The following is a 19,814-nucleotide window of genomic DNA, read 5'->3' on the forward strand; positions in this document are numbered from 1 at the left end:
TTACAATCCTATTATAGAAAGAATATAATTTTTATATATTTTTGCAGCATGATTTCCAAACAGACCATAGATAAGATTTTTTCTACAATCCGCGTTGAGGAGATTGTGGGAGAATATGTGCAGCTCAAAAGAGCAGGGTCTAATTTCAAGGGATTAAGTCCTTTTCATGACGAGAAAACACCGAGTTTCGTTGTTTCGGCAAGTAAACAGATATGGAAAGATTTCTCCACCGGAAAAGGTGGGACAGCGATCTCTTTCTTAATGGAAATCGAAAATTTTACCTATCCTGAAGCACTTCGTCACGCGGCAAAAAAATACGGAATTGAAATTGAAGAAGATCAGAAAGATTTTTCCGAAGAAGCAAAAAATGCACAGTCGGAAAGAGATTTATTGTACAAAATTCATGAAGTTGCCAACGATTTTTTCCAGAATTTCCTTTGGGAAGTGGAAGAGGGGAGATCAATCGGTCTTTCTTATTTTAAAGAGCGTGAACTTCGTGATGATATCATTAAAAAATTCCAGCTCGGCTATTCACCTGAAAAAAAGAACGCCTTTACAGAATATGCTTTGGAAAAAGGTTATTCAAAAGAAATTCTGGAGAAATCGGGACTTTCGATTTTTCCTGAAAATTCTCCCGCCGGAATCGACCGTTTCCGTGAAAGAGTAATCTTTCCGATTCACAGTTTTTCGGGTAGGGTTTTAGGATTCGGGGCCAGAATTCTTAAAAATAACGTAAAAACAGCGAAATATCTTAACTCTCCGGAAACGGAAATCTATCATAAATCCAACGTTCTTTATGGTTTAAACCAGAGCAAACAGGCAATTTCGCGTAAAAATGTCTGTCTTTTGGTGGAAGGTTACATGGATGTTATTTCGCTTCACATGTCGGGAATCGAAAATGTGGTGGCAAGTTCCGGTACATCTTTAACGACGGAGCAGATTAAGCTTATCAAAAGATTAACGGAGAATGTAACCATTCTTTTTGACGGGGATAACGCAGGAATCAAAGCCAGTTTCAGAAGTATCGATATGCTTCTCACAGAAGGAATGAATATTCGGGTGATGCTGTTTCCGGACGGAGACGATCCCGATTCTTTCGCCAGAAAATATCCGCAGGAATACGTGGAAAAATTCATCGAAAATGAAGCGATGGATTTTATTGATTTTAAAGCCGAAATTCTTTTCAAGGAAATTGGAGACGATCCGATTAAGAAAGCTGAGGCGATCAGAGACATTGTGAAGTCGGTTTCCTTTGTTCAGAATGCTTTGAAAAGGGAGGTTTACCTGAAGCAGGTCTCTACAAAATTCGGACTTTCTGAGCAGAGTCTGTTTAATGAGCTGGATGTTCAGAAGCAAATCACCCAAAATCAGACGCATAAAGCACAAATTAAAGCTGAAGCGCAACAACCGGCAAAGCTTGAAGTAGTTAATGATCCGAGAGATTATATTGATCCAGTACTTTTTAATGTAACGAAACTTGAAAATGATCTTATCAATCATATGCTCAATTACGGAGATGTTGTTCTTCACCGCACTGCGCCGGATCAGCAGAAATATGATATTACGGTGATTGAAGAAATTCTCCACCATTTTGAAGAAGACGATTATGAATTTCAGGTAGAACTGAATAAAAAAATCGTAGACTATATAAAAGAAGGAATTGAAAAAGAGGAACTCCGAAAAGGAAATTTCTTTTTCGGATTAATGGATGAAGAACTAAGTAAAGCAGCCGTTAATTCCATGAATATCTACAGTGAGCTGAACGACTGGACCACAAGAAATATTTTTTCACCCAATTACGGAGATAAAATTCCGGAGCAGGTTGCAGGAGATATTCTGATTCATAAATTCAGATACGTCAATTTTCTGATATCAAAAGCAAAAGGAGAATTGGCAGAATATGCAGAATCCGATGAATCTAAATATTTTGAACAGCTTAAGAAAATTCAGATGCTCACGATGGTTTCCAAAGAACTGGCTAAAATTTTAAATTATTCTGCAATTACAGGTATTTATACTGACAGATAATGGCAAATGATTTTTTAATTATTAAAACTTTATGACAAAAAGTCTTATAAAATTTTAGGAATAAAAGTTGTAAATTCAACCTTGTAAAAATTTAATACACAAAGCAAACATATGGACATTAAAAAAGAATTCAGAGATTTCTCTGTAAAACATTTAGGAAATAACGGTTTAGTAACCGATCAGTATATGGGAATGTACGGTCCTACAGGTCTTACGCCGTACATCATGGAGGAAAGAAGATTAAACGTTGCACAAATGGACGTTTTCTCTCGTTTAATGATGGACAGAATTATTTTCTTAGGAACAGGAATTGATGATCAGGTGGCGAATATCGTTACCGCTCAGCTTCTTTTCTTAGAGAGTGCAGATCCTTCAAAAGATATTCAGATTTACATCAATTCTCCGGGTGGAAGTGTTTATGCAGGTTTAGGAATCTATGATACGATGCAGATCATTAAGCCGGATGTAGCGACAATCTGTACAGGTATTGCAGCTTCAATGGGAGCGGTTCTTTTGGTTGCCGGAGAAAGCGGTAAGCGTTCTGCTTTAAAGCACTCAAGAGTAATGATTCACCAGCCTTCAGGAGGCGCTCAAGGTGTTGCTTCTGATATGGAGATCAACTTGAGAGAGATGTTAAAGCTTAAAAAAGAGCTTTACGAGATCATTTCCGAGCACTCAGGACAGACTTATGACTGGGTAGAAAAAGCTTCAGACAGAGATTACTGGATGACTTCCGAAGAAGCAAAAGGATACGGAATGGTAGACGAAGTTTTACAGAGATCTAAAGACAAAAAATAAATTTTGTAAAAATAATAAGAAGACGCATCAATTGATTTTGGTGCGTTTTTTTATGGAGACCTGAAACTTTTATGAATTTTTTAGGAGCTTTTTCCGGCTTTCCGCACTCGCCGTTTTAATATTTGAGGGTTGCGGCGGCGAAGCCGCCGCAACCCTCAAATATTAGAAATGAGCTCAGACAATTGCTGCAATCCGGGCTAGGATAGAAGTCGGATTTATAAATTTTAATATCAATAGTAATAAAAGTAATTTTTAGATCGGAAATAAATACTTTAACAAATTTTATAAAATGTAAGGGCAAAAACGGTATCATTTTTTCAAGATGATGAGTACAACACTTAAATCATAAAAATTATGTCAAAGAAAATTGCAATTTTAGCAACACACGGATTTGAAGAAAGCGAATTGAAATCTCCAAAAGAACATTTGGAACAGCAAGGTTGGACAGCCCACATCATCAGTCCGGAATCCGGAACTATTAAAGCATGGGCAGAAAAAGATTGGGGACAGGAATACAACGTTGATAAAACCTTGGATGAAGCCAATGCTTCAGACTACGATGCATTGGTTTTACCGGGAGGAGTAATCAATCCGGATCAGTTAAGAACCAACGAAACTGCTTTATCTTTCGTAAGAGATTTTTTCCAGCAGCATAAACCTGTTGCAGCTATTTGTCACGGACCACAGATTCTTATTAACGCCGAAGTGGTGGACGGAAGAAAAATGACATCGGTAGATTCAATCAGCAAAGATCTTAAAAATGCGGGAGCGAACTGGGAAGACAGCGAAGTTGTGGTAGATCATGGTCTGGTCACAAGCCGTACTCCGAAAGATCTTCCAGCCTTTAATGCAAAGATGGTCGAGGAGATCAAAGAAGGAAAACATGAAGAACAGACCATCTAAAATACAAAAGCACAAACTTTAATTTTACAAACTCTGATTATAAAAGATCCGGCGGCATCGAAGATGCCGCCGGATTTTATTTTTAGCTTTCCGTATACTTTCTCTTTTTATAGAACATCCTGTAAATTAAAAACGTCTGTATGAAAACATTTCCTAAAAGTATCAGGAATACCTTATAAAAAGCAATTGGTGCATAAAAGGGCAGTAACGGATCAAACAATACTGCAGGTGAGCTCGCCAAAACTTTTATGACTGACAACGGGTACTGCAAAAATTCAGGTTTTATACCGATGAAAAACTGATCATAGATAAACACATAAAGAATATCAAATAACAGTATTCCCAGAAACAGCAGTATAAATTTTTTCACGGCTTATATTGTCTGCTAATTAAAAGCCTCAATAATCTTAGAAAAATCTTCCAGTTTTAAAGCGGCTCCACCAATCAGACCACCATCGATATCAGGTTGAGAGAATATTTCCTTTGCGTTATCTGGTTTTACAGAACCTCCGTAAAGAATAGAAACTTCATCAGCAACTTCCTGTCCGTATTTTGCAGCGATAATGCTTCTGATGTGAGCGTGGATTTCCTGTGCCTGTTCCGGCGTTGCAGTTTCTCCGGTTCCGATTGCCCAAACCGGTTCGTAAGCGATCACTACTTTTTTAATTTCCTCCGCTGAAAGTGTGAAAAGAGCCACTGCAGTCTGGTTTTTTACCACTTCAAAATGTTGTCCTGCTTTTCTCTGCTCCAAAGTTTCCCCGTTACAGTAAACCGGAATCAGACCTTTATCCAAAGCTAATTTTACCTTCCTGTTGCAGTGAGAATCTGTTTCGCCGTGATATTGTCTTCTTTCAGAATGCCCGATTAAAGAACCTGTTGCATCAATCGATTCCAGCATATCCACAGAGATTTCTCCTGTGTACGCTCCACTTTCATGTTCACTGATATCCTGTGCAAAAACGCCGATTTCATCCTTTTCAAAAACATCTTTTGCCATCATCAGATATAGAGACGGAGGAGCGATCCATACTTCGCAGTTCGTAGTATTATTGTTTTTATAGCTTAGTAACTGAACCATTAACTGTTGGGCATCAATTACATTTTTGTTCATTTTCCAGTTTCCTGCAACTATTTTTCTTCTCATAGTTTCTTTTATTTTAAAGTTAAAAACTAAAAGTCAGAAACGGATTTCTAACTTCTAATGACTCAATTATCGATTAATATTCCAAAGATTTTTCAAAAGCGTATAAAAAGTATGCTCTTCATCCGTTACTTTATTATCCGCCTTAATAAGCGTTTTGGCAAACTGGATGAAACTTGTTCTTTCCTCTTCCGTAGAATCGTCGTAGAAACAACGTGCGTGAAATTCAAAATGATCTTTCCATTCTTCCGGCTGAAGCAGGGCAATGGTTTCAAGCTCATTATCAAGATTCATTTTAAAAGGAAATTCATCGGCTAGATACTGCTGAACAAGCATTCCTTCTTCCGGAGCAAATTCTCCGTCTACAGAAGAAAGAATCATCAATAAATGGTAACCGGCAATGGGTTTGTTAGACTTTTGCATTGATATAGTTTAAATTTTAGTGTTTTTTTATTTCAGATAATCTTTTGCAGGCTGTTTATCCACAATTTTTCCGTTTTCAAGAACCAGAACAAAAGGATTGCTTCTTGCGATGGTTTTAATGGCTGTAGCATCCATCATCAAATTTTTAGTGGATTTAAAAGTATTCGGAAGCGTTGAAACCCCGTAAACAGCAGGTGTACCCTCAGTTTTTACTTTAGCTTCAAGCTGTTTAATAACTTCCGGAGAAACATTTTGCGGATAGTACGTGAAAATTAAAATGGCTTTCGGAGCATTGATAATCTGCTGAGTAAGATCTGTTCCTGATGTATCTTCGAGCTTGAATTTTGCAATTTCAGATTTGTAGCCTTCTTTTACCAGAACAGATTCATTCTTTCCTTCCTCAATTTTCCACGGTGATCCTTCTGCCCAATATTCTGTCTTTTTGATATAATCGTCCTGATTCACTTTCAGAATTTCTCCGGTCTTAGAGTTTTTCAGGGAATAAAACGTTTTATACTGGGACGGATTTTTAGCAATTTTAGCTTTTTCAGCTCTCAGATCGGTTCCGATTTTATAATCGCGGAAATCGATAACAGGTTCATGAATAATTCCATAAGCACCCACCACAATCATGGCAACAGAAAAAACGCCCAGAAGAATATATTTGAATTTATTTCCTGTCTCTTTTTTTGCACTGTAGCTGTACGCATCTTTTTTCTTAAAATCTTTTCTGTAAAGAATAAAAACAGCAATTAATCCTACCAGAAGTACAATATCTTTCATGAAACTCTGCCACGGCGTAAATTTAATGGCATCCCCGAAACATCCGCAATCTGTTACCACACTGTAATAGGCAGAATAAAAGGTAAGGAAACCAAAGAAAATACAAAGTGCAATTAATGCAGAAAGCGTGAATTTAAGTTTCAGTTTAATCAAAAGCATAAAGCCCAGAAGAAGTTCCAGAACCACAACAAATATCGAAAGCGGCAGTGCAAGCTTTTCAAAAAACGGCATATTAAAAACATTCGGGGCAAAATATTCTTCCATTTTAAAGGAAAAACCAACCAGATCCACTGCTTTTACAAACCCTGAAAGGATGAAAATAACCGCAAGAAGAAATCGTAATAAACCTTTTATCATAATTAATTTGTTTTTTTATTTTACACTGGCTGCTTTTTCAGAAAATTTTATCAGGCAGAACACCGCATAATTCAGCATATCAAAATAATTGGCGTCCAAACCTTCGGAAACAAGAGTAACGCCTTGGTTATCTTCAATTTGCTTGGTTCTCAAAACTTTCTGATAAATAAGATCTGTTATAGAGGAAATTCTCATATCTCTCCAAGCCTCTCCGTAATCATGGTTTTTTCTTTCCATTAATTGCTGTGCTTCGGTCGCATAATGATTGTAAAGCTCTAAAATCTCTTCTTTATTTTCATTAAAATCGTTGGAAAAACCTTTTTCAAGCTGGATCAGTCCGATAATGGAGTAGTTCACAATGGCGATGAATTCATCTTCTTCACTTTCATCTACCATTTTTTTGTCAGTCATTTGTAACGTACGGATTCTGTTCACTTTAATATAGATCTGATCCGTAATTGAGCTTGGTCTTAAAACCCTCCAAGCTGCACCGTAATCCTGTAATTTTTTGCTGAATAATTCGCGGCACTGACTGATAACTTTCCCGAACTGTACTGATGTTTCTGACATAAATTCTCTTAATCTTTCAAATATACAAAATAGGCAGGAATCAATAGGTTTTTTTGAGTTATGAATTATCATTAATTGGTTTACCGCAGATAAATTCAATGACTATAAAAGCCATTCAAATAAAAAAGAGTAAAAATTACTTTTTACTCTTTTACTGTATTTTAAAACTGTTTCACTAAATTTAAGTATTCCACACTTTTTTTTATCTGATAAAGTGGTAAAGTTTCAATAAGTTCTTTTGCATTTGCTTCATCAACCTCTTTCAGAATGATAACGGCTGCATCTTTGGTCTGTGTTAAAAACAGATGTTCCAGAATTCCTTTTTCTTTCCAGTCTGCTAATACTTCCTGTTCGTGTTTCAGGATCTGCTGAAAATTTTCTGGAAGATTGTTTGTGTCTATGGCTAAAATTACCTGTATTCTGTTCATGATATGTTAAATATATTTTGTTATATGTTCTTTATATTTCTTTAGATCGTTTTCTATATCAGGGTTTTTGAAAACATCATAAAATGCAAAGGTAGGCTGCGGTTCTACACCAAGAAACTGCAAAGCTGCCGTAAATGGTTTTGTAAAATCTTCCATGGATATATCACTTAATAATTGTTCCGGAGTTCCGAAAGTTTCTTCAGGAGCATTCCAGGTATTCACAATCATTCCCCTGCTTTTTAATAATCCGCCGGTACCATATTTCCCGCCGTTATTTCTTCCGTCTCCTGCGTATATTTTTCCATAGCCGCTCATCAGTACAGTATCTATATATGCTTTGGTTTTTGCGGGCATTCCGAACCAGTTAATAGGGAAATGAAACAAAATAAAATCTGCATTTATCCATTTTTCTACTTCCTGTGGCACGTCATATCCTTTGTCTATGGTTGTTTCCAGAATTTCGTATCCTTTTTCTCTGAATACGGCTATACTTTCTTCAAAAATTGTCTGGTTAAGTTTACCTTCGGCTATTTGTGGCCATCGTACGTGTCCGTTTATTACTAAAGCTTTCATTATTTTAATAGTTTTAAATATTTAAATATAATTAAGATTAAAAGAATTTCAGTTACAAAATTAAATCCATTACTTTATATTTGCAAGTAGTTATCAAAATGTGAAGTAGTAACAAAAAGTAATGTATTATTGATATTCAGCAGTTATGAACGAAAAAAAATCTAAATTTACAGATTGTCCTATCACAAGAACGGCGGAAGTTCTGGGTGGAAAATGGTCTTTGCCAATTATTTTTGCGCTCATGAAAGAAACAAGTCGCTTTAAAGAACTGGAAAGAAAAATTGAAGGAATAAATACCCGAATGCTTGTAAAAGAACTGAAACAGCTTGAAGAAAACGGGATTGTTTTGCGAAAAGTTTATGCAGAAGTTCCTCCTAAGGTTGAATATTCACTTACAGAGAAAGGCAAAGCCCTGAAAAGTGTTTTAGTTGAAATGAAAAACTGGGGAAATCAGTTTCTTACGGTTTAAACTCTATCTTTATTTACCTTACATTTATTATGGCATATTTACCATCAAATAATTATCATTCAATAAACTGCAACGGAAGAATCGTAGATTTGTCGGCTCCGAAAATCATGGGAATTCTCAATCTCACTCCGGATTCTTTTTCAGACGGTGGAAAATTTAACAGTGAGAAATCAGCTTTGGAACAGACCGAAAAAATGTTGAAAGAAGGAGCGGAAATAATCGACATCGGACCACAATCCACAAGACCGAATGCAGAATTTCTGACTTACGAAGAGGAAATCCGAAGAATCGGAAATATGATCTCTTTCATTAAAAAAGAATTTCCGGAAGCTTTGATCTCTCTGGATACGTTTTACTCGGAAACCGTAAAGTTTGGTTTCAACGAAGGCATTGATCTGATTAACGATATTTCCGGCGGTCAGTATGATGATAAAATGTTTGAAACTGCGGCGAAAACAAAGCTTCCGTATATTCTGATGCATGTAAATCCTACATATGAAACGATGCATGATAAAATAATATTTGAAGATATTATTCTTTCAGAAAACCGATATTTTTCAGAGAAAACGGCAGAATTGCTCAAGTCAGGAGTAAAAGATCTGATCCTTGATCCCGGTTTCGGATTTGGTAAAACGGTGGAAGATCAAGTGAAAATGACTGACGAAGTACAATATTTAGGATTTGGAAAATTTCCCTTACTGATCGGTATTTCGAGAAAATCTTTCATTTACAAACCTTTAGGAAAATCTCCTTTGGACATTAATGAAGAAACTCAGAAATTGCATCTGAAAGTTTTGCAGCAGGGCGCAAAAATTTTGAGAGTTCATGATGTTATGGAAGCCAAGAAAACTCTGGATATATTTTTGAGGAGCTAAAATGATCCGAATCTTCGGATTTTCATGATTAAAAAACAAAAAAGCTGTCTCAAAAGTCAGTTTTTGGCTTTTGAGACAGCTTTTTTATAGTTCTTAATTTATCTTTCCAGTGTAAAATTAGAAATCACTTTCGGACGTTCGGTTTCATTGGCTGCTTTCCATGAAGTTCGGTACATCCATTCCGTCATTTTATACAGCTTTTTGTAATTAATGTTTTCCGATTCGTCTTGCGGAGTGTGATACTGATCGTGCAGAACACTCGTGAAAAATATTGCAGGAATTCCTGCCTTTGCGTAGGGTAAATGATCGCTTCTGAAATAAAAATATTCTGCATGCTTCGGCGAATCCCAATCTTTCAGATACCTGAATTTCGTACTCTCATTATTGGCATCTTCAGCCATTTTTACCAATTCTTCAGAATTTTTGTGAGGTGCATTTCCTCCCAGAAGGGCAGCTTCGTTATTGTCATTTCTCCCGATCATATCCCCATTAAGAACGGCAACAATATTTTCTTTTGGCACAACAGGATGCGCTGCATGCCATCTCGAACCCAGTAAACCTCTTTCTTCAGCACCATGAAAAACAAAAAGAATACTGCGTTTTGAAGGTTGTTTTTTATAGGCTCTTGCCATTGCCAACATTGCAACACAGGTACTTGCATTATCATCTGCGCCGTTGTAGATCGTATCGTTTTTTACAGGATGTCTTATTCCGTCGTGATCCTGATGTCCGCTGATTAATACATACTCGCTTTTAAGTTTCGGATCTGTACCGTCTATTTTTCCGATGATGTTTACGGAAGGATATTTATAAGTTTCTGTGATGAGGTGCAGCGAAATTTTAGGATTGTTTTTTACCCAGTCAGAATTTTCTCTTTTAATCCATAAAACCGGAATATTATTCGTTACACTTTCTCTTAAACCTTCAACTCCGTAAGAACCTCTGGTCATTTGCGGTAAAACTTCAACCCAGCTTTTGTCTGATGTTTCGTCTGTAATGAAGATGATTCCTTTTGCTCCCAGTTCAAATGCTTTGTTATAGTATTTTGTTCTTACAAAACCGGGATATCTTCTTACGAAAAGTGTCATTTCCTTTTCAATATTCTTGTCGGATGCATTTACGGCGAGAATTTTCCCTTTAATATTTAATTTCGATAAATCTTCAGGTTCGGCATTTCCGGCGTAAACAATTTCAGAATCAATGTCTGCATTTACGGGTTCCGCAACAAGAAAATCTTTCCATAATTTTAAAGAATTGTTACCAATTTTCAGACTGCTCTGCGGAATTACCTGATGTCTGTACATATCGAAAAACTGAAAGAAAGTTCCGTTATCTCCGGCCGGTTTCATTCCGGCTTCTTTAGCTCTGTCGGCTAACCACATAGATACTTTAAGCTCATCTAAAGTTCCTGCTTCACGCCCCAGAAACTGATCGGCTGCAAGATCATACATATCCTTGCGAAGATCGCCTTCTTTGATAGCAGAAACCAGAGGTTTTTGATAGGATTGAGCAGTAAAAGTCCCAAAAACAAACACACTGATTGCAGATAATAGGTAATTTTTCATCTTGAATTTTTTAATGATTTGATTGAACTTTTAAAATTTAACACAAAATAAACAAAAAATGAAGTTTAAGTTGAGGTTAAACTTTAAATAAGAAGAAATACGTTTCTAAAAGTTTAATTCAGATTCGCAAGCTTATCTGCAAACTGTTTTGAAAATTCTTTTCGGTCTTCCTCCATTTTCTCCGGTGTGGAAGGAAGGATATAATTGAAAAGGATTTTATCTTCGTTATCCAGAAAAATAATTTCCTTTTCGTTTCCGTCAATCATTTGGGTAAAAATTTCCCACATTGAAGTATCTTTTAATTTCAGTAATTCAAAAAACTGATCTGCTTTTATTTCGATTTTCTGCATTTATCTTTTATTTTTAGCTGTTTCATTTTTTAAAAATCCAGAATCTTTAATTTAAACTGAATCGCAAAGTTTTGTTTAAAATTAGGAGTGGTGTAATATCCTACTCTGTAAAATAATCCCAGATTAAAGTAGGTTGAAAGAAAATTATTCCATTCCAGACCGACTTCCTGATATAAATGATTCAAAGGACGGAATCTGAACTGATGGTAATCAGGATGCCTCATATTTCCCGTTGTTCCTCTTAAAACGAAGTCGAAACTTGAAATATTCTGCCCGAAACTTTTAAAATACCAAGGAATTTTGTGTGTAAAATAATAGGCAATAAAATGGTCATTGTAATATTTACCGCCTTCCAGAGTAGCAAATCCTAAGAAGGAAGTTAGGTTAAAATTGAAATCTTTCCTTGAAGAAGCAAGACCGTTCATTGTAAAATTTTTCCAGATTGGAGCCTCTCCGAAAACCATTCCGCCATAAAGTCTGAAACCGGTGGTTCCAAACATCGTTTTGAAATTATGAACCAAAAGCGCATCAAACCGGGTATAATCGAAATCTCCGCCAAAAACTTTATAGCTCTGTTCATAATTAAAGTACACTTCGGGATATTTCTGATCAATCAGCGATTTTCCCTGCGGTGTCATAATATTTGTGGAATTGGGCGAGTATTTTAGCGTAAATAAGGTATTAAAATTATCAAAAGACGGACCTCTTCCGCGGAAAGAATAATCAAACATTGCTTCTTCCAGATTTCTGCGTGCAGCAAAAACCAGGGTTAATCCGTTGGTAACATCATTCAGATAAGAAGCAGATGCTCCTTTATAACGGTAATAACGGTCGTTATTGAGGTTATTTCCATAGTTTGCCGTCCTCATTTTAAAGCTCCAGAGTCTTCTGTAGAACTCGCCGGAAGCCGTCACATCATCGTAATAATCCAACCGGAAATAAGAATCCTTTTCCAGGGTTGTTTTGATGTCGAGCCCGATTCTGTATTTCCATTTATCATCTTTAAAACCGTAGGCAAAAATGTAATCCGGAGAAAAATACGGATTGAAATTTTCATTAAGTTTTGCTTTTAACCCAACTCTGAAGCCTTCATAAAGATTATAATTCACGATCTCATCCACAGCAAAATCAACGACACCGACTTTAATCTGTCCGTTAAGAAAAAGACCGCCCAAAACCCTTGCCTTTTGATCGATGTTGTAAATTTTCCCAAGACTGTCAATGGTTTTATACGTATTTCTTTCCCTTTCGGTGAGAGGATCGGTTCTGTATTGGTCTAAGGTTTTTCCATCAATATTTTTTACTGAAAAAGTGTAGCCTTTAAAATCATTCTGATTATTTTCCGCAGGGGAACGATAATCGAAATATCTCGACGTGAGAAACGCATAAGTTCCGAAGGTCTTTTTGCTTTTTCTGTCAATTTTTTGCTCGGAATTTTCGTTTTCCATCTGCATATTGCTCATCTTCAGCTTTACGGTTTCGTATGCCAGAAACCATTTGTTGTTGAAGAAAATCCACGAACTGGTAATAATGCCGTCGTTTTTATTTTTGCTGAAATTTTCAATTTTTTTTACGCCCAAGGTTTCGGTATCCACATAAATGGCTCCGTTGTATTTCCTTTTTTTATCGGGCTTTTTGTAATTCACTTCCCTGAAACGGATAACGAAATTTTTTCTTCCGTCGATTTCAATCGTATCTGTGAGAAAGAACCTGTAAAGTCCACGGTTTTCCTTTTTCACCTGATCCGGAACTTTATCTCTGTTGCTCTGCTGAAGCGAAATCATTTCATAGATGGGCTGTTTAAGACCGGAAATTCTGTTATCCAGAATATTGATCTTCTCGCCGTATTTTTTAGAATACAGAAATTCCTGAGCTCTTTCCCAGAGAAACAGTTTGCTTTTCGAGAATATTTTTCGTGCGGTAATGTTGTTTAATGAATCTTTTTCTCTCCTTTTTTTGAACATTCCGGTTTCTTCGAAGAACTTATTGTACTGTGCAATGCTATCTTCGTCGATGTCCAGAGAAATTTTTTCGTAAGATTTATAATAATAGGAATCCAGTGTTTTCGGAGAGTTTTCATGAAAGTGCTGGTTCACTTTATTGAGGATTTCCAATGCTTTGGGATCACTCTTATCTTCTATGATAACAGTTTCAATAGAAGTAACTTTCGATTGTGAAAAACCAAAAATACAGATTGAAAAACATAGAAACAGTAAAATCCTTTTCATAGAAAACCTTGCCAAAATTACTAATATTTATTGTCCCGCAAAAGTTTTGTTAATTGATATTAATGTGGTTATTGATTGGAAATATCTTTTAGAAAAAATGCTCAAACTCTCCATCTTGACTCAAAGGCTTGAATTTTTTTATACTAGAAAGTAATATTGTAGAGAAACACTCAATAAGCATATGTTTCATGATTATTTTTCCGGAAAGATAATAAAAAAACAGAAACCCGAAAGCTTCTGTTCTTATTTTTCTTGTTATGATTTCTGAATTAGCGCTTAGTTTAACAGATTAAATCTGAACTTAACAGCAAAATTATCTTTAAATTCTGACGTCTGATAATATCCTAAACGGTAAGAAAATCCTACCCCAAAATTTCTTCCCAAGAAACGGTTCCAGATAACTCCGGCTTCCTGATAATAATGATCCAGCACCTGAAACTGAAACTGATGATCTTGTCTGTTTTTCATGTTTCCGATCGCCGCCTGATATTCGAGTTCGATACTGGAATATCTTGATCCGAAAGTTTTAAACCTGAAAGGAAGAGACTGTGATATTTTGAAGGCTGCAAATTTATCGGTGAAAAATGTTCCCGAAGGCATGGTTGCAAATCCCAGATTGGAAGGTGTGGTAATGCTTGAAGTCCAGTTGTCTCTGTCTGCATCAGTTTGTCCGGCGATTTCAAAGTTTTTCCAGATCGGTGCATTGCCTGAGGAAAATCCTCCGAAAAGTTTAACGTTCGTGTATCCTAATTTTGATCTGAACTGATGAATAATTAATGCATCCACTCTGTGATAATCCAGATCTCCTCCTAAAGTTTCGAATCCTTTTTCATAATTCATGAAGATTTGGGGATATCCTTTTTCATAAGTGAATTTTCCGCTTGGTGTCATGATGTTTTTATCATTTGGTGAGAATTTTAAGGATAAAGTAGCGCTTGTATTGTTGAAACTGTTGCCCATATTTTTGTACTGATAATCAAAAAGAGCTTGTTGCTTCTCTTTATTCACTGCAATTTTCACACTTAAAGAATTCGAAATATCATAAAGGAAAGAAGCTCCCCATTTTTGGTTTTTGTAGAAAGTTGAGTTGTGAAGATCCAGATTGATGTCTGAAAATTTCATCATCATGTCCCACATATGATTGCTGAATCTTCCTGCTGCGAACACATCATCCACATAATCGATCCTGAAAATGGAAGTTCTTTTATCTGATAATTTCACATCAAGACCCAAACCATATTTCCACGTATGATCTTTAAATCCGTACCCGAAATAGCCGTCCGGAGAAAATGTTTTGTTGAATTTTTCATTCAGCTTGATTCCTGCTCCCAGACGAAGACCTTGGTATTTATCATAGCTGAAGAACTTCGTAAGATCAAAATCGATGAATTTATACCGCAGATTTCCTCTTAAAAGCTGCGTTAATGTATTCAGTTTTTTTTCAAAATCATGTTTTTCCACAAAACTGTCGATTTTTGTATAAGTAGCACTTTCTCTCGCCGTAAGACTATCGGTTCTGTACTGGGAAAGAAGACTTCCGTCCGAGTTTTTCATTTCAAGAGAATACCCTTTGAAGTCGGATGCTTTTTGTTCTTTATTAATTTCAAAACCGAAGAAACGGTTTTTCACATACAGGTAATTTCCGAAATTCTTTTTGTTGTACTTTGATTTTTCACCGGGTTTCAGACTGTCTTTTTTCGAAGTCTCAAAACTCTGGCTTCCCATTTTTACTTTGATGTTTTCATAGTCTAAAAACCACTTTCCGTCGATAGGCTTCCAAACCGAAACAATATCTCCTTCATTCTGCTTTTTACTCTGGCTTTCAAATTTTTTCAAAGCATAAGTTTCGGAATCGATGTATATTTTCCCGTTGAATTTTCTCGGATTCTGCTTCTTTTTATCGGTGATTTCCTTGAATTTAATCACAAAAGTTTTTCTTCCGTCAAGCTGTAAAGTATCGGAAAGATAAAAATTGAATAATTTTCTGTTTTCGGGTCTAAGTTGTCTTGGCGTTCTGTCAAGATTAGAAATATTAATGGCTAAAGCTTCGTAAATCGGATTTTTGAATCCCGACATTCTGTTATCAATGATATTGGTTTTTTCTCCGAAACTTTTAGAATATTTGTATTCTGTTGCTTTTTCCCAAAGAAACAGCTGGCTTTCGGTGGTTGCCTGAATAAGATCTTCTCCGATCAAAGAGTCTTTTTTCTCTTTTTCTGTCTGTTTAAGGTCTTTTTTATTAACCTTTGAAAGCGAATCTTTTCGTACTGCCAAAAAGTTTTTATACGTATCTACAGAATCTTTATCTACATCAATAGAAAACTTGGAATACGATTTGAAATTGTAGGAGTCCAATGATTTGGGTGAATTTTCCTTGGCTCTTTTATTCACTTCATCTAAAATTCTCAACGCTCTCGGATCACTTTTATCCTGAATAACGATTTTATCGATATTTCCCATTTTTTCAGATAAAGGCTGCATAGAAACTTCCATAGAAGGTTTTACATCCGCCATTACATCCTGAAAATTGCTGGCAAGAATTTCTACCTTTTTACATTTTGTTTTAAAAGATAAATTGCCGTTAAAATCGGTTTTCCCAAGAAGTGCGTCATCACAGTAAACCGATGCGTTATGAACAGGTTTTTTGTCCGTTTTACTGATAACTTTCAGCTGATTCTGGGCGAAAAACACTACCGAAATAAACAAAAACAGGGAAGATAGATATTTTGTCATTAGTCTTTTTTATAGATAAGACAAAACTAAAAATAAGAAGGTTACAAAACGGTACGAAAAAATATAATCTTTTGTTAAAATAAAAACACATTTCTAAATCAGCAAAATTAAGGCTGCCCCAAAATTAGGACAGCCTCTTATATTATCTTGTTTCAATAATGATAAATAGAAATCACGTTATTAAGCTTTACTTCCGCCTCCTCGTGCTGCCAAGGCAACGATAAGAATTAGTATAAGTGCTCCTGCAACCCAAACAATCGGGTTAGACATCCAGTCAGCCGAGCTGTCTCCTTTGTTTACGTTAACATCAACTTTCAGATCGGATGCTTTTTCCTGTGCATTTGCCCAAAGTGCAGAAAAACTGGTCATTAATGTAAGTACAGCAATCTGAATTTTTGAAATAAAATGTGTTCGTTTCATAATGTAAATTTTTTTGTAGTTTATATTAATATGTGTAAGTGTGTTATTTTTAATAATAATCGGTTTTCTGTGTGATTTTTTTCTGAATGTAATGACAATGCATTGTATTTTAATTTTATATCTCATTCAGAATTATATTTCAGATAAAATCAGATCTGTCTTTTATTGTCTTATCATGAATCGTTCCAAAGTGGAATAAAAAAAATATCCTGAAAAATTTTCAGGATATTTTTGGGAATTCGGCGGCTTCGCCGCCGAATTCAAAACCATATTTTAATTAAAGCGCTAAAGCCTTTTGATATGCATTTTCAAGACCATCAAGATTTTTTCCTCCTGCCGTTGCAAAGCCCGGATTTCCTCCGCCGCCGCCTTGGATTTCTTTCGCTAAATCTTTTACGATTGCTCCTGCCTGATAATTTGCAGCCAGATCATCTGAAACACCCACGGTAATCATTGGTTTTCCGTCTGCATCAGAAAGGATGATCGTTACTGAAGTCGGGATTTCTCTCTTCAACTGGAATACGATATCTTTTACAGAACCTGCATCAAGAGACGTTTTCTTTACCAAAAGCTGCTTATCGCCTTTTTGTTCGTAAGCATTTTTCCAGTCGCCGATTTCTCCTTTTGCTTTTTCTTTCTTGAAAGCTTCCACTTCAGATTTTAAAGAAGCATTTTCTTCCATCAGCTTTTCAATCGAACGGATGATGTCTTTGGATTTTAACAACTGAGAAAGTTCAGCTACCTGCTTTTCAAGGTTTTTGAAATATTTTTCAGATTCGTCTCCGGAGATCGCTTCAATTCTTCTGATTCCTGCTGCTGCAGAACTTTCGGAAAGAATTTTAAAATGACCGATTTCGCTGGTGTTTTTTACATGAGTTCCACCACAAAGTTCTTTCGAGCTTCCAAACTGGATCATTCTTACATTATCTCCGTATTTTTCTCCAAACAAAGCCATTGCACCTTTGTCTAAAGCCTCCTGAATCGGGATGCTTCTGAATTCCTGTAATGCAATACTTTCTTTGATTTTTGCATTCACTTTATTTTCTACCAAAGCCAGTTCTTCTTCCGTCATTTTGTTGAAGTGGGAGAAGTCGAAACGCAGATAATCGGGACCTACGTAAGAACCTTTCTGTTCAACGTGCGTTCCAAGAACTTCTCTTAGCGCTTCATGCAGTAAGTGCGTTACCGAATGGTTTGCCTGAGAATTTTTTCTTTCCGCGACATTTACTTTAGCATAGAAAACTGCTCCTGCATCTTTCGGAAGACCGTTAATTAACGAAATAATCAGCCCGTTTTCTTTTTTGGTTTCCAGAACCTCAAAACTTTCCGTGGCGTTTTCAAGAAGACCTTTATCTCCAACCTGTCCGCCGCCATCCGGATAGAAAGGCGTTTCACTTAGAACCACTTGATAAAATTCTCCGTCTTTATTTTCTATTTTTCGGTATCTTGTAATGTAGGTTTCAGATTCTAATTGGTCGTAGCCTACAAAATTTTCTGCTTTTTCCTCAAGAATTACCCAGTCGTGAACTTTCTGTTCAGCACCGCCTCTTGAACGATCCTGTTGCTCTTTTTTTCTCGCTTCAAAACCTGCTTCATCAATCGTTAAGCCTTTTTCTTCAGCAATAATTCTCGTTAAATCATCCGGAAAACCGTAAGTGTCATACAATTCGAAAACTTCATTGCTTGGAAGTACCTTCAAATTACTTTCAATGGTCTGCTGAATTAATTTTTCAACTCTTATCAGTCCGTTTTCAATGGTTCTTAAGAAAGATTCTTCTTCGCTTTTGATCACTTCTGTAACCAAAGCTCCCTGTTTTTCAAGTTCAGGGAAGAATTTACCCATTTGTTCCTGAAGAACGGCAAGCAATTTATAAAGAAAAGGTTCTTTCATGTCTAAGAATCTGTAAGAGTAGGAAACTCCTCTTCTTAAAATTCTTCGGATAACGTAACCTGCACCTCCGCTTGAAGGCAATTGTCCGTCTGCAATGGCAAAAGAAACCGCTCTGATGTGGTCTACCACAACACGAATCGCAATATCTTTTTCGTCTTTTAAAATTCCGGTATATTTTTTTCCTGAAAGTTCTTCCACTTTAGCAATCAAAGGGGTAAAAACATCGGTGTCATAATTGGAGGATTTTCCCTGAAGCGCCATACAAAGACGTTCGAAGCCCATTCCGGTATCAACATGTTGTGCAGGAAGTTTTTCCAGAGAACCATCAGCTTTTCTGTTGAATTCCATAAAAACGAGATTCCAGACTTCCACCACTTGAGGATGGTCATTGTTTACCAATTCAAGACCGGAAACTTTAGCTTTTTCTTCCGGAGTTCTCAGGTCAACATGAATTTCAGAACACGGTCCGCAAGGTCCGCTTGCTCCCATTTCCCAGAAATTGTCCTTCTTGTTTCCGTTGATGATTCTGTCTTCAGAAATATGGGATTTCCAGAAATTATAAGCATCCTGATCTCTATCCAAATTTTCGGAAGCATCTCCTTCGAAAATGGTTACGTAAAGATTTTCTTTAGGAATTCCGTACACTTCCGTCAGCAATTCCCAGGCAAAAGCAATAGCATCTTTTTTAAAATAATCACCAAAAGACCAGTTTCCCAACATTTCAAACATGGTGTGGTGATAGGTATCTCTACCTACATCATCCAGATCATTGTGCTTTCCGGAAACTCTTAAACATTTCTGGGTATCGGCAATTCTTGGGGCTTTAGGCTCTTTATAACCTAAAAAATAATCTTTAAACTGCGTCATTCCCGAATTGGAAAACATAAGGGTAGGATCGTCTTTCAGAACAATAGGAGCCGAAGGAACGATAAGGTGTTCTTTACTTTTAAAATAATCTAAAAATTTTTGACGAATCTCTTGTGATGTCATAATACTATATATTGCTTTGCTTTTTACAATTTTGATAAGATGCAAATTTAATGTTTTTGAGTGATTTAGTTTTAAATATTTGATACTTTTGCTAAGATTTGTATAATAATCTGAAACATTTTCAGGAGCTTTTTCCCGCTTTCCATTGCAATTCCTCATTGCGCGGCTCCGCTTTGCTCCGCCGCTTCACTGCGGGATTTTCATTGCAATCGGGGCTAAATTACGGTCATAATTTTCACCATTTATCATAATAAACCATCATTTGTCATGATGAAAGCATGTAAATTGC

General features: G+C 36.2%; 18 protein-coding genes. 5 read left to right on the top strand and 13 right to left on the bottom strand.

The features are described from left to right. Positions 1–48: 48 nt before the first annotated feature. The 3 genes from dnaG to KKI44_RS21660 all read left to right on the top strand — a co-directional run bounded on the left by dnaG (position 49) and on the right by KKI44_RS21660 (position 3,729). Entirely contained in the window at positions 49–2,028 is a 1,980-nt protein-coding gene (dnaG, locus tag KKI44_RS21650) for a DNA primase (protein ID WP_214589092.1), read from the top strand. Positions 2,029–2,139: 111 nt separating this feature from the next. Next, positions 2,140–2,826, top strand: a complete 687-nt coding sequence (clpP, locus tag KKI44_RS21655; protein WP_214589093.1) for an ATP-dependent Clp endopeptidase proteolytic subunit ClpP — start codon at positions 2,140–2,142, stop codon at positions 2,824–2,826. Positions 2,827–3,180: 354 nt separating this feature from the next. Beyond that, positions 3,181–3,729: a type 1 glutamine amidotransferase domain-containing protein gene (locus tag KKI44_RS21660; RefSeq protein WP_214589094.1), complete on the top strand. Its 549-nt coding sequence runs from the start codon at positions 3,181–3,183 to the stop codon at positions 3,727–3,729. A gap of 82 nt (positions 3,730–3,811) precedes the next feature. Here KKI44_RS21660 and KKI44_RS21665 read toward each other — a convergent pair whose 3' ends face one another. The 7 genes from KKI44_RS21665 to KKI44_RS21695 form a co-directional block, all read right to left on the bottom strand. Continuing rightward, positions 3,812–4,099, bottom strand: coding sequence for a hypothetical protein (locus tag KKI44_RS21665; RefSeq protein WP_214589095.1), 288 nt, complete (start codon positions 4,097–4,099; stop codon positions 3,812–3,814). A 15-nt stretch (positions 4,100–4,114) separates the two neighbouring features. Next, a complete protein-coding gene (gene tpiA, locus KKI44_RS21670; protein WP_214589096.1) occupies positions 4,115–4,873 on the bottom strand; it encodes a triose-phosphate isomerase in 759 nt (252 codons plus the stop codon). A 66-nt stretch (positions 4,874–4,939) separates the two neighbouring features. After that, positions 4,940–5,293 (bottom strand): TerB family tellurite resistance protein, encoded by a 354-nt coding sequence (locus KKI44_RS21675; protein ID WP_076392410.1) that lies wholly within the window; start codon positions 5,291–5,293, stop codon positions 4,940–4,942. Positions 5,294–5,320: 27 nt separating this feature from the next. Further along, complete coding sequence (locus KKI44_RS21680; protein ID WP_214589097.1) at positions 5,321–6,433, bottom strand: BT_3928 family protein; 1,113 nt, start codon at positions 6,431–6,433, stop codon at positions 5,321–5,323. Between the two features lie 15 nt (positions 6,434–6,448). Continuing rightward, the gene (locus KKI44_RS21685; protein ID WP_076392414.1) at positions 6,449–7,003 is read right to left on the bottom strand and encodes a DUF1599 domain-containing protein; all 555 of its coding nucleotides are present in this window, start codon (positions 7,001–7,003) and stop codon (positions 6,449–6,451) included. A 161-nt stretch (positions 7,004–7,164) separates the two neighbouring features. Beyond that, positions 7,165–7,431 (bottom strand): hypothetical protein, encoded by a 267-nt coding sequence (locus KKI44_RS21690; protein ID WP_214589098.1) that lies wholly within the window; start codon positions 7,429–7,431, stop codon positions 7,165–7,167. A 6-nt stretch (positions 7,432–7,437) separates the two neighbouring features. Beyond that, positions 7,438–8,004, bottom strand: a complete 567-nt coding sequence (locus tag KKI44_RS21695; protein WP_214589099.1) for an NAD(P)H-dependent oxidoreductase — start codon at positions 8,002–8,004, stop codon at positions 7,438–7,440. A gap of 145 nt (positions 8,005–8,149) precedes the next feature. Here KKI44_RS21695 and KKI44_RS21700 point away from each other — a divergent pair, with 145 nt between their 5' ends. Continuing rightward, positions 8,150–8,473: a winged helix-turn-helix transcriptional regulator gene (locus KKI44_RS21700; RefSeq protein ID WP_214589100.1), complete on the top strand. Its 324-nt coding sequence runs from the start codon at positions 8,150–8,152 to the stop codon at positions 8,471–8,473. A 29-nt stretch (positions 8,474–8,502) separates the two neighbouring features. After that, the gene (gene folP / locus KKI44_RS21705; protein ID WP_250902115.1) at positions 8,503–9,348 is read left to right on the top strand and encodes a dihydropteroate synthase; all 846 of its coding nucleotides are present in this window, start codon (positions 8,503–8,505) and stop codon (positions 9,346–9,348) included. Between the two features lie 98 nt (positions 9,349–9,446). Here folP and KKI44_RS21710 read toward each other — a convergent pair whose 3' ends face one another. The 6 genes from KKI44_RS21710 to alaS all read right to left on the bottom strand — a co-directional run bounded on the left by KKI44_RS21710 (position 9,447) and on the right by alaS (position 19,525). Continuing rightward, positions 9,447–10,913, bottom strand: coding sequence for a M20/M25/M40 family metallo-hydrolase (locus tag KKI44_RS21710; protein ID WP_214589101.1), 1,467 nt, complete (start codon positions 10,911–10,913; stop codon positions 9,447–9,449). 113 nt (positions 10,914–11,026) lie between these two features. Further along, positions 11,027–11,263 (bottom strand): hypothetical protein, encoded by a 237-nt coding sequence (locus KKI44_RS21715; protein WP_076392418.1) that lies wholly within the window; start codon positions 11,261–11,263, stop codon positions 11,027–11,029. Between the two features lie 29 nt (positions 11,264–11,292). After that, entirely contained in the window at positions 11,293–13,491 is a 2,199-nt protein-coding gene (locus KKI44_RS21720; protein WP_214589102.1) for a hypothetical protein, read from the bottom strand. Positions 13,492–13,767: 276 nt separating this feature from the next. Then, positions 13,768–16,224 (bottom strand): DUF5686 family protein, encoded by a 2,457-nt coding sequence (locus KKI44_RS21725; RefSeq protein ID WP_214589103.1) that lies wholly within the window; start codon positions 16,222–16,224, stop codon positions 13,768–13,770. A gap of 180 nt (positions 16,225–16,404) precedes the next feature. Then, positions 16,405–16,644 carry a hypothetical protein gene (locus tag KKI44_RS21730; RefSeq protein ID WP_214589104.1) on the bottom strand — a complete coding sequence of 80 codons (240 nt, stop codon included), beginning with the start codon at positions 16,642–16,644 and terminating at the stop codon, positions 16,405–16,407. A 277-nt stretch (positions 16,645–16,921) separates the two neighbouring features. Then, positions 16,922–19,525 (bottom strand): alanine--tRNA ligase, encoded by a 2,604-nt coding sequence (alaS, locus tag KKI44_RS21735; RefSeq protein WP_214589105.1) that lies wholly within the window; start codon positions 19,523–19,525, stop codon positions 16,922–16,924. Positions 19,526–19,814: the final 289 nt, after the last annotated feature.

The organism is Chryseobacterium sp. ZHDP1 (assembly GCF_018603435.1).
Taxonomy (GTDB): Bacteria; Bacteroidota; Bacteroidia; order Flavobacteriales; family Weeksellaceae; genus Chryseobacterium; species Chryseobacterium indicum.

Excerpts from the sequence above, each read along its gene's own strand:
- KKI44_RS21700 (WP_214589100.1), top strand. The coding sequence starts at position 8,150 with ATGAACGAAAAAAAATCTAAATTTACAGATTGTCCTATCACAAGAACG.
- dnaG (WP_214589092.1), top strand. The coding sequence starts at position 49 with ATGATTTCCAAACAGACCATAGATAAGATTTTTTCTACAATCCGCGTT.
- KKI44_RS21695 (WP_214589099.1), bottom strand. The coding sequence starts at position 8,004 with ATGAAAGCTTTAGTAATAAACGGACACGTACGATGGCCACAAATAGCC.
- KKI44_RS21710 (WP_214589101.1), bottom strand. The coding sequence starts at position 10,913 with ATGAAAAATTACCTATTATCTGCAATCAGTGTGTTTGTTTTTGGGACT.
- KKI44_RS21675 (WP_076392410.1), bottom strand. The coding sequence starts at position 5,293 with ATGCAAAAGTCTAACAAACCCATTGCCGGTTACCATTTATTGATGATT.
- KKI44_RS21715 (WP_076392418.1), bottom strand. The coding sequence starts at position 11,263 with ATGCAGAAAATCGAAATAAAAGCAGATCAGTTTTTTGAATTACTGAAA.
- KKI44_RS21680 (WP_214589097.1), bottom strand. The coding sequence starts at position 6,433 with ATGATAAAAGGTTTATTACGATTTCTTCTTGCGGTTATTTTCATCCTT.
- folP (WP_250902115.1), top strand. The coding sequence starts at position 8,503 with ATGGCATATTTACCATCAAATAATTATCATTCAATAAACTGCAACGGA.
- alaS (WP_214589105.1), bottom strand. The coding sequence starts at position 19,525 with ATGACATCACAAGAGATTCGTCAAAAATTTTTAGATTATTTTAAAAGT.
- tpiA (WP_214589096.1), bottom strand. The coding sequence starts at position 4,873 with ATGAGAAGAAAAATAGTTGCAGGAAACTGGAAAATGAACAAAAATGTA.
- KKI44_RS21685 (WP_076392414.1), bottom strand. The coding sequence starts at position 7,003 with ATGTCAGAAACATCAGTACAGTTCGGGAAAGTTATCAGTCAGTGCCGC.
- clpP (WP_214589093.1), top strand. The coding sequence starts at position 2,140 with ATGGACATTAAAAAAGAATTCAGAGATTTCTCTGTAAAACATTTAGGA.
- KKI44_RS21725 (WP_214589103.1), bottom strand. The coding sequence starts at position 16,224 with ATGACAAAATATCTATCTTCCCTGTTTTTGTTTATTTCGGTAGTGTTT.
- KKI44_RS21660 (WP_214589094.1), top strand. The coding sequence starts at position 3,181 with ATGTCAAAGAAAATTGCAATTTTAGCAACACACGGATTTGAAGAAAGC.
- KKI44_RS21690 (WP_214589098.1), bottom strand. The coding sequence starts at position 7,431 with ATGAACAGAATACAGGTAATTTTAGCCATAGACACAAACAATCTTCCA.
- KKI44_RS21730 (WP_214589104.1), bottom strand. The coding sequence starts at position 16,644 with ATGAAACGAACACATTTTATTTCAAAAATTCAGATTGCTGTACTTACA.
- KKI44_RS21720 (WP_214589102.1), bottom strand. The coding sequence starts at position 13,491 with ATGAAAAGGATTTTACTGTTTCTATGTTTTTCAATCTGTATTTTTGGT.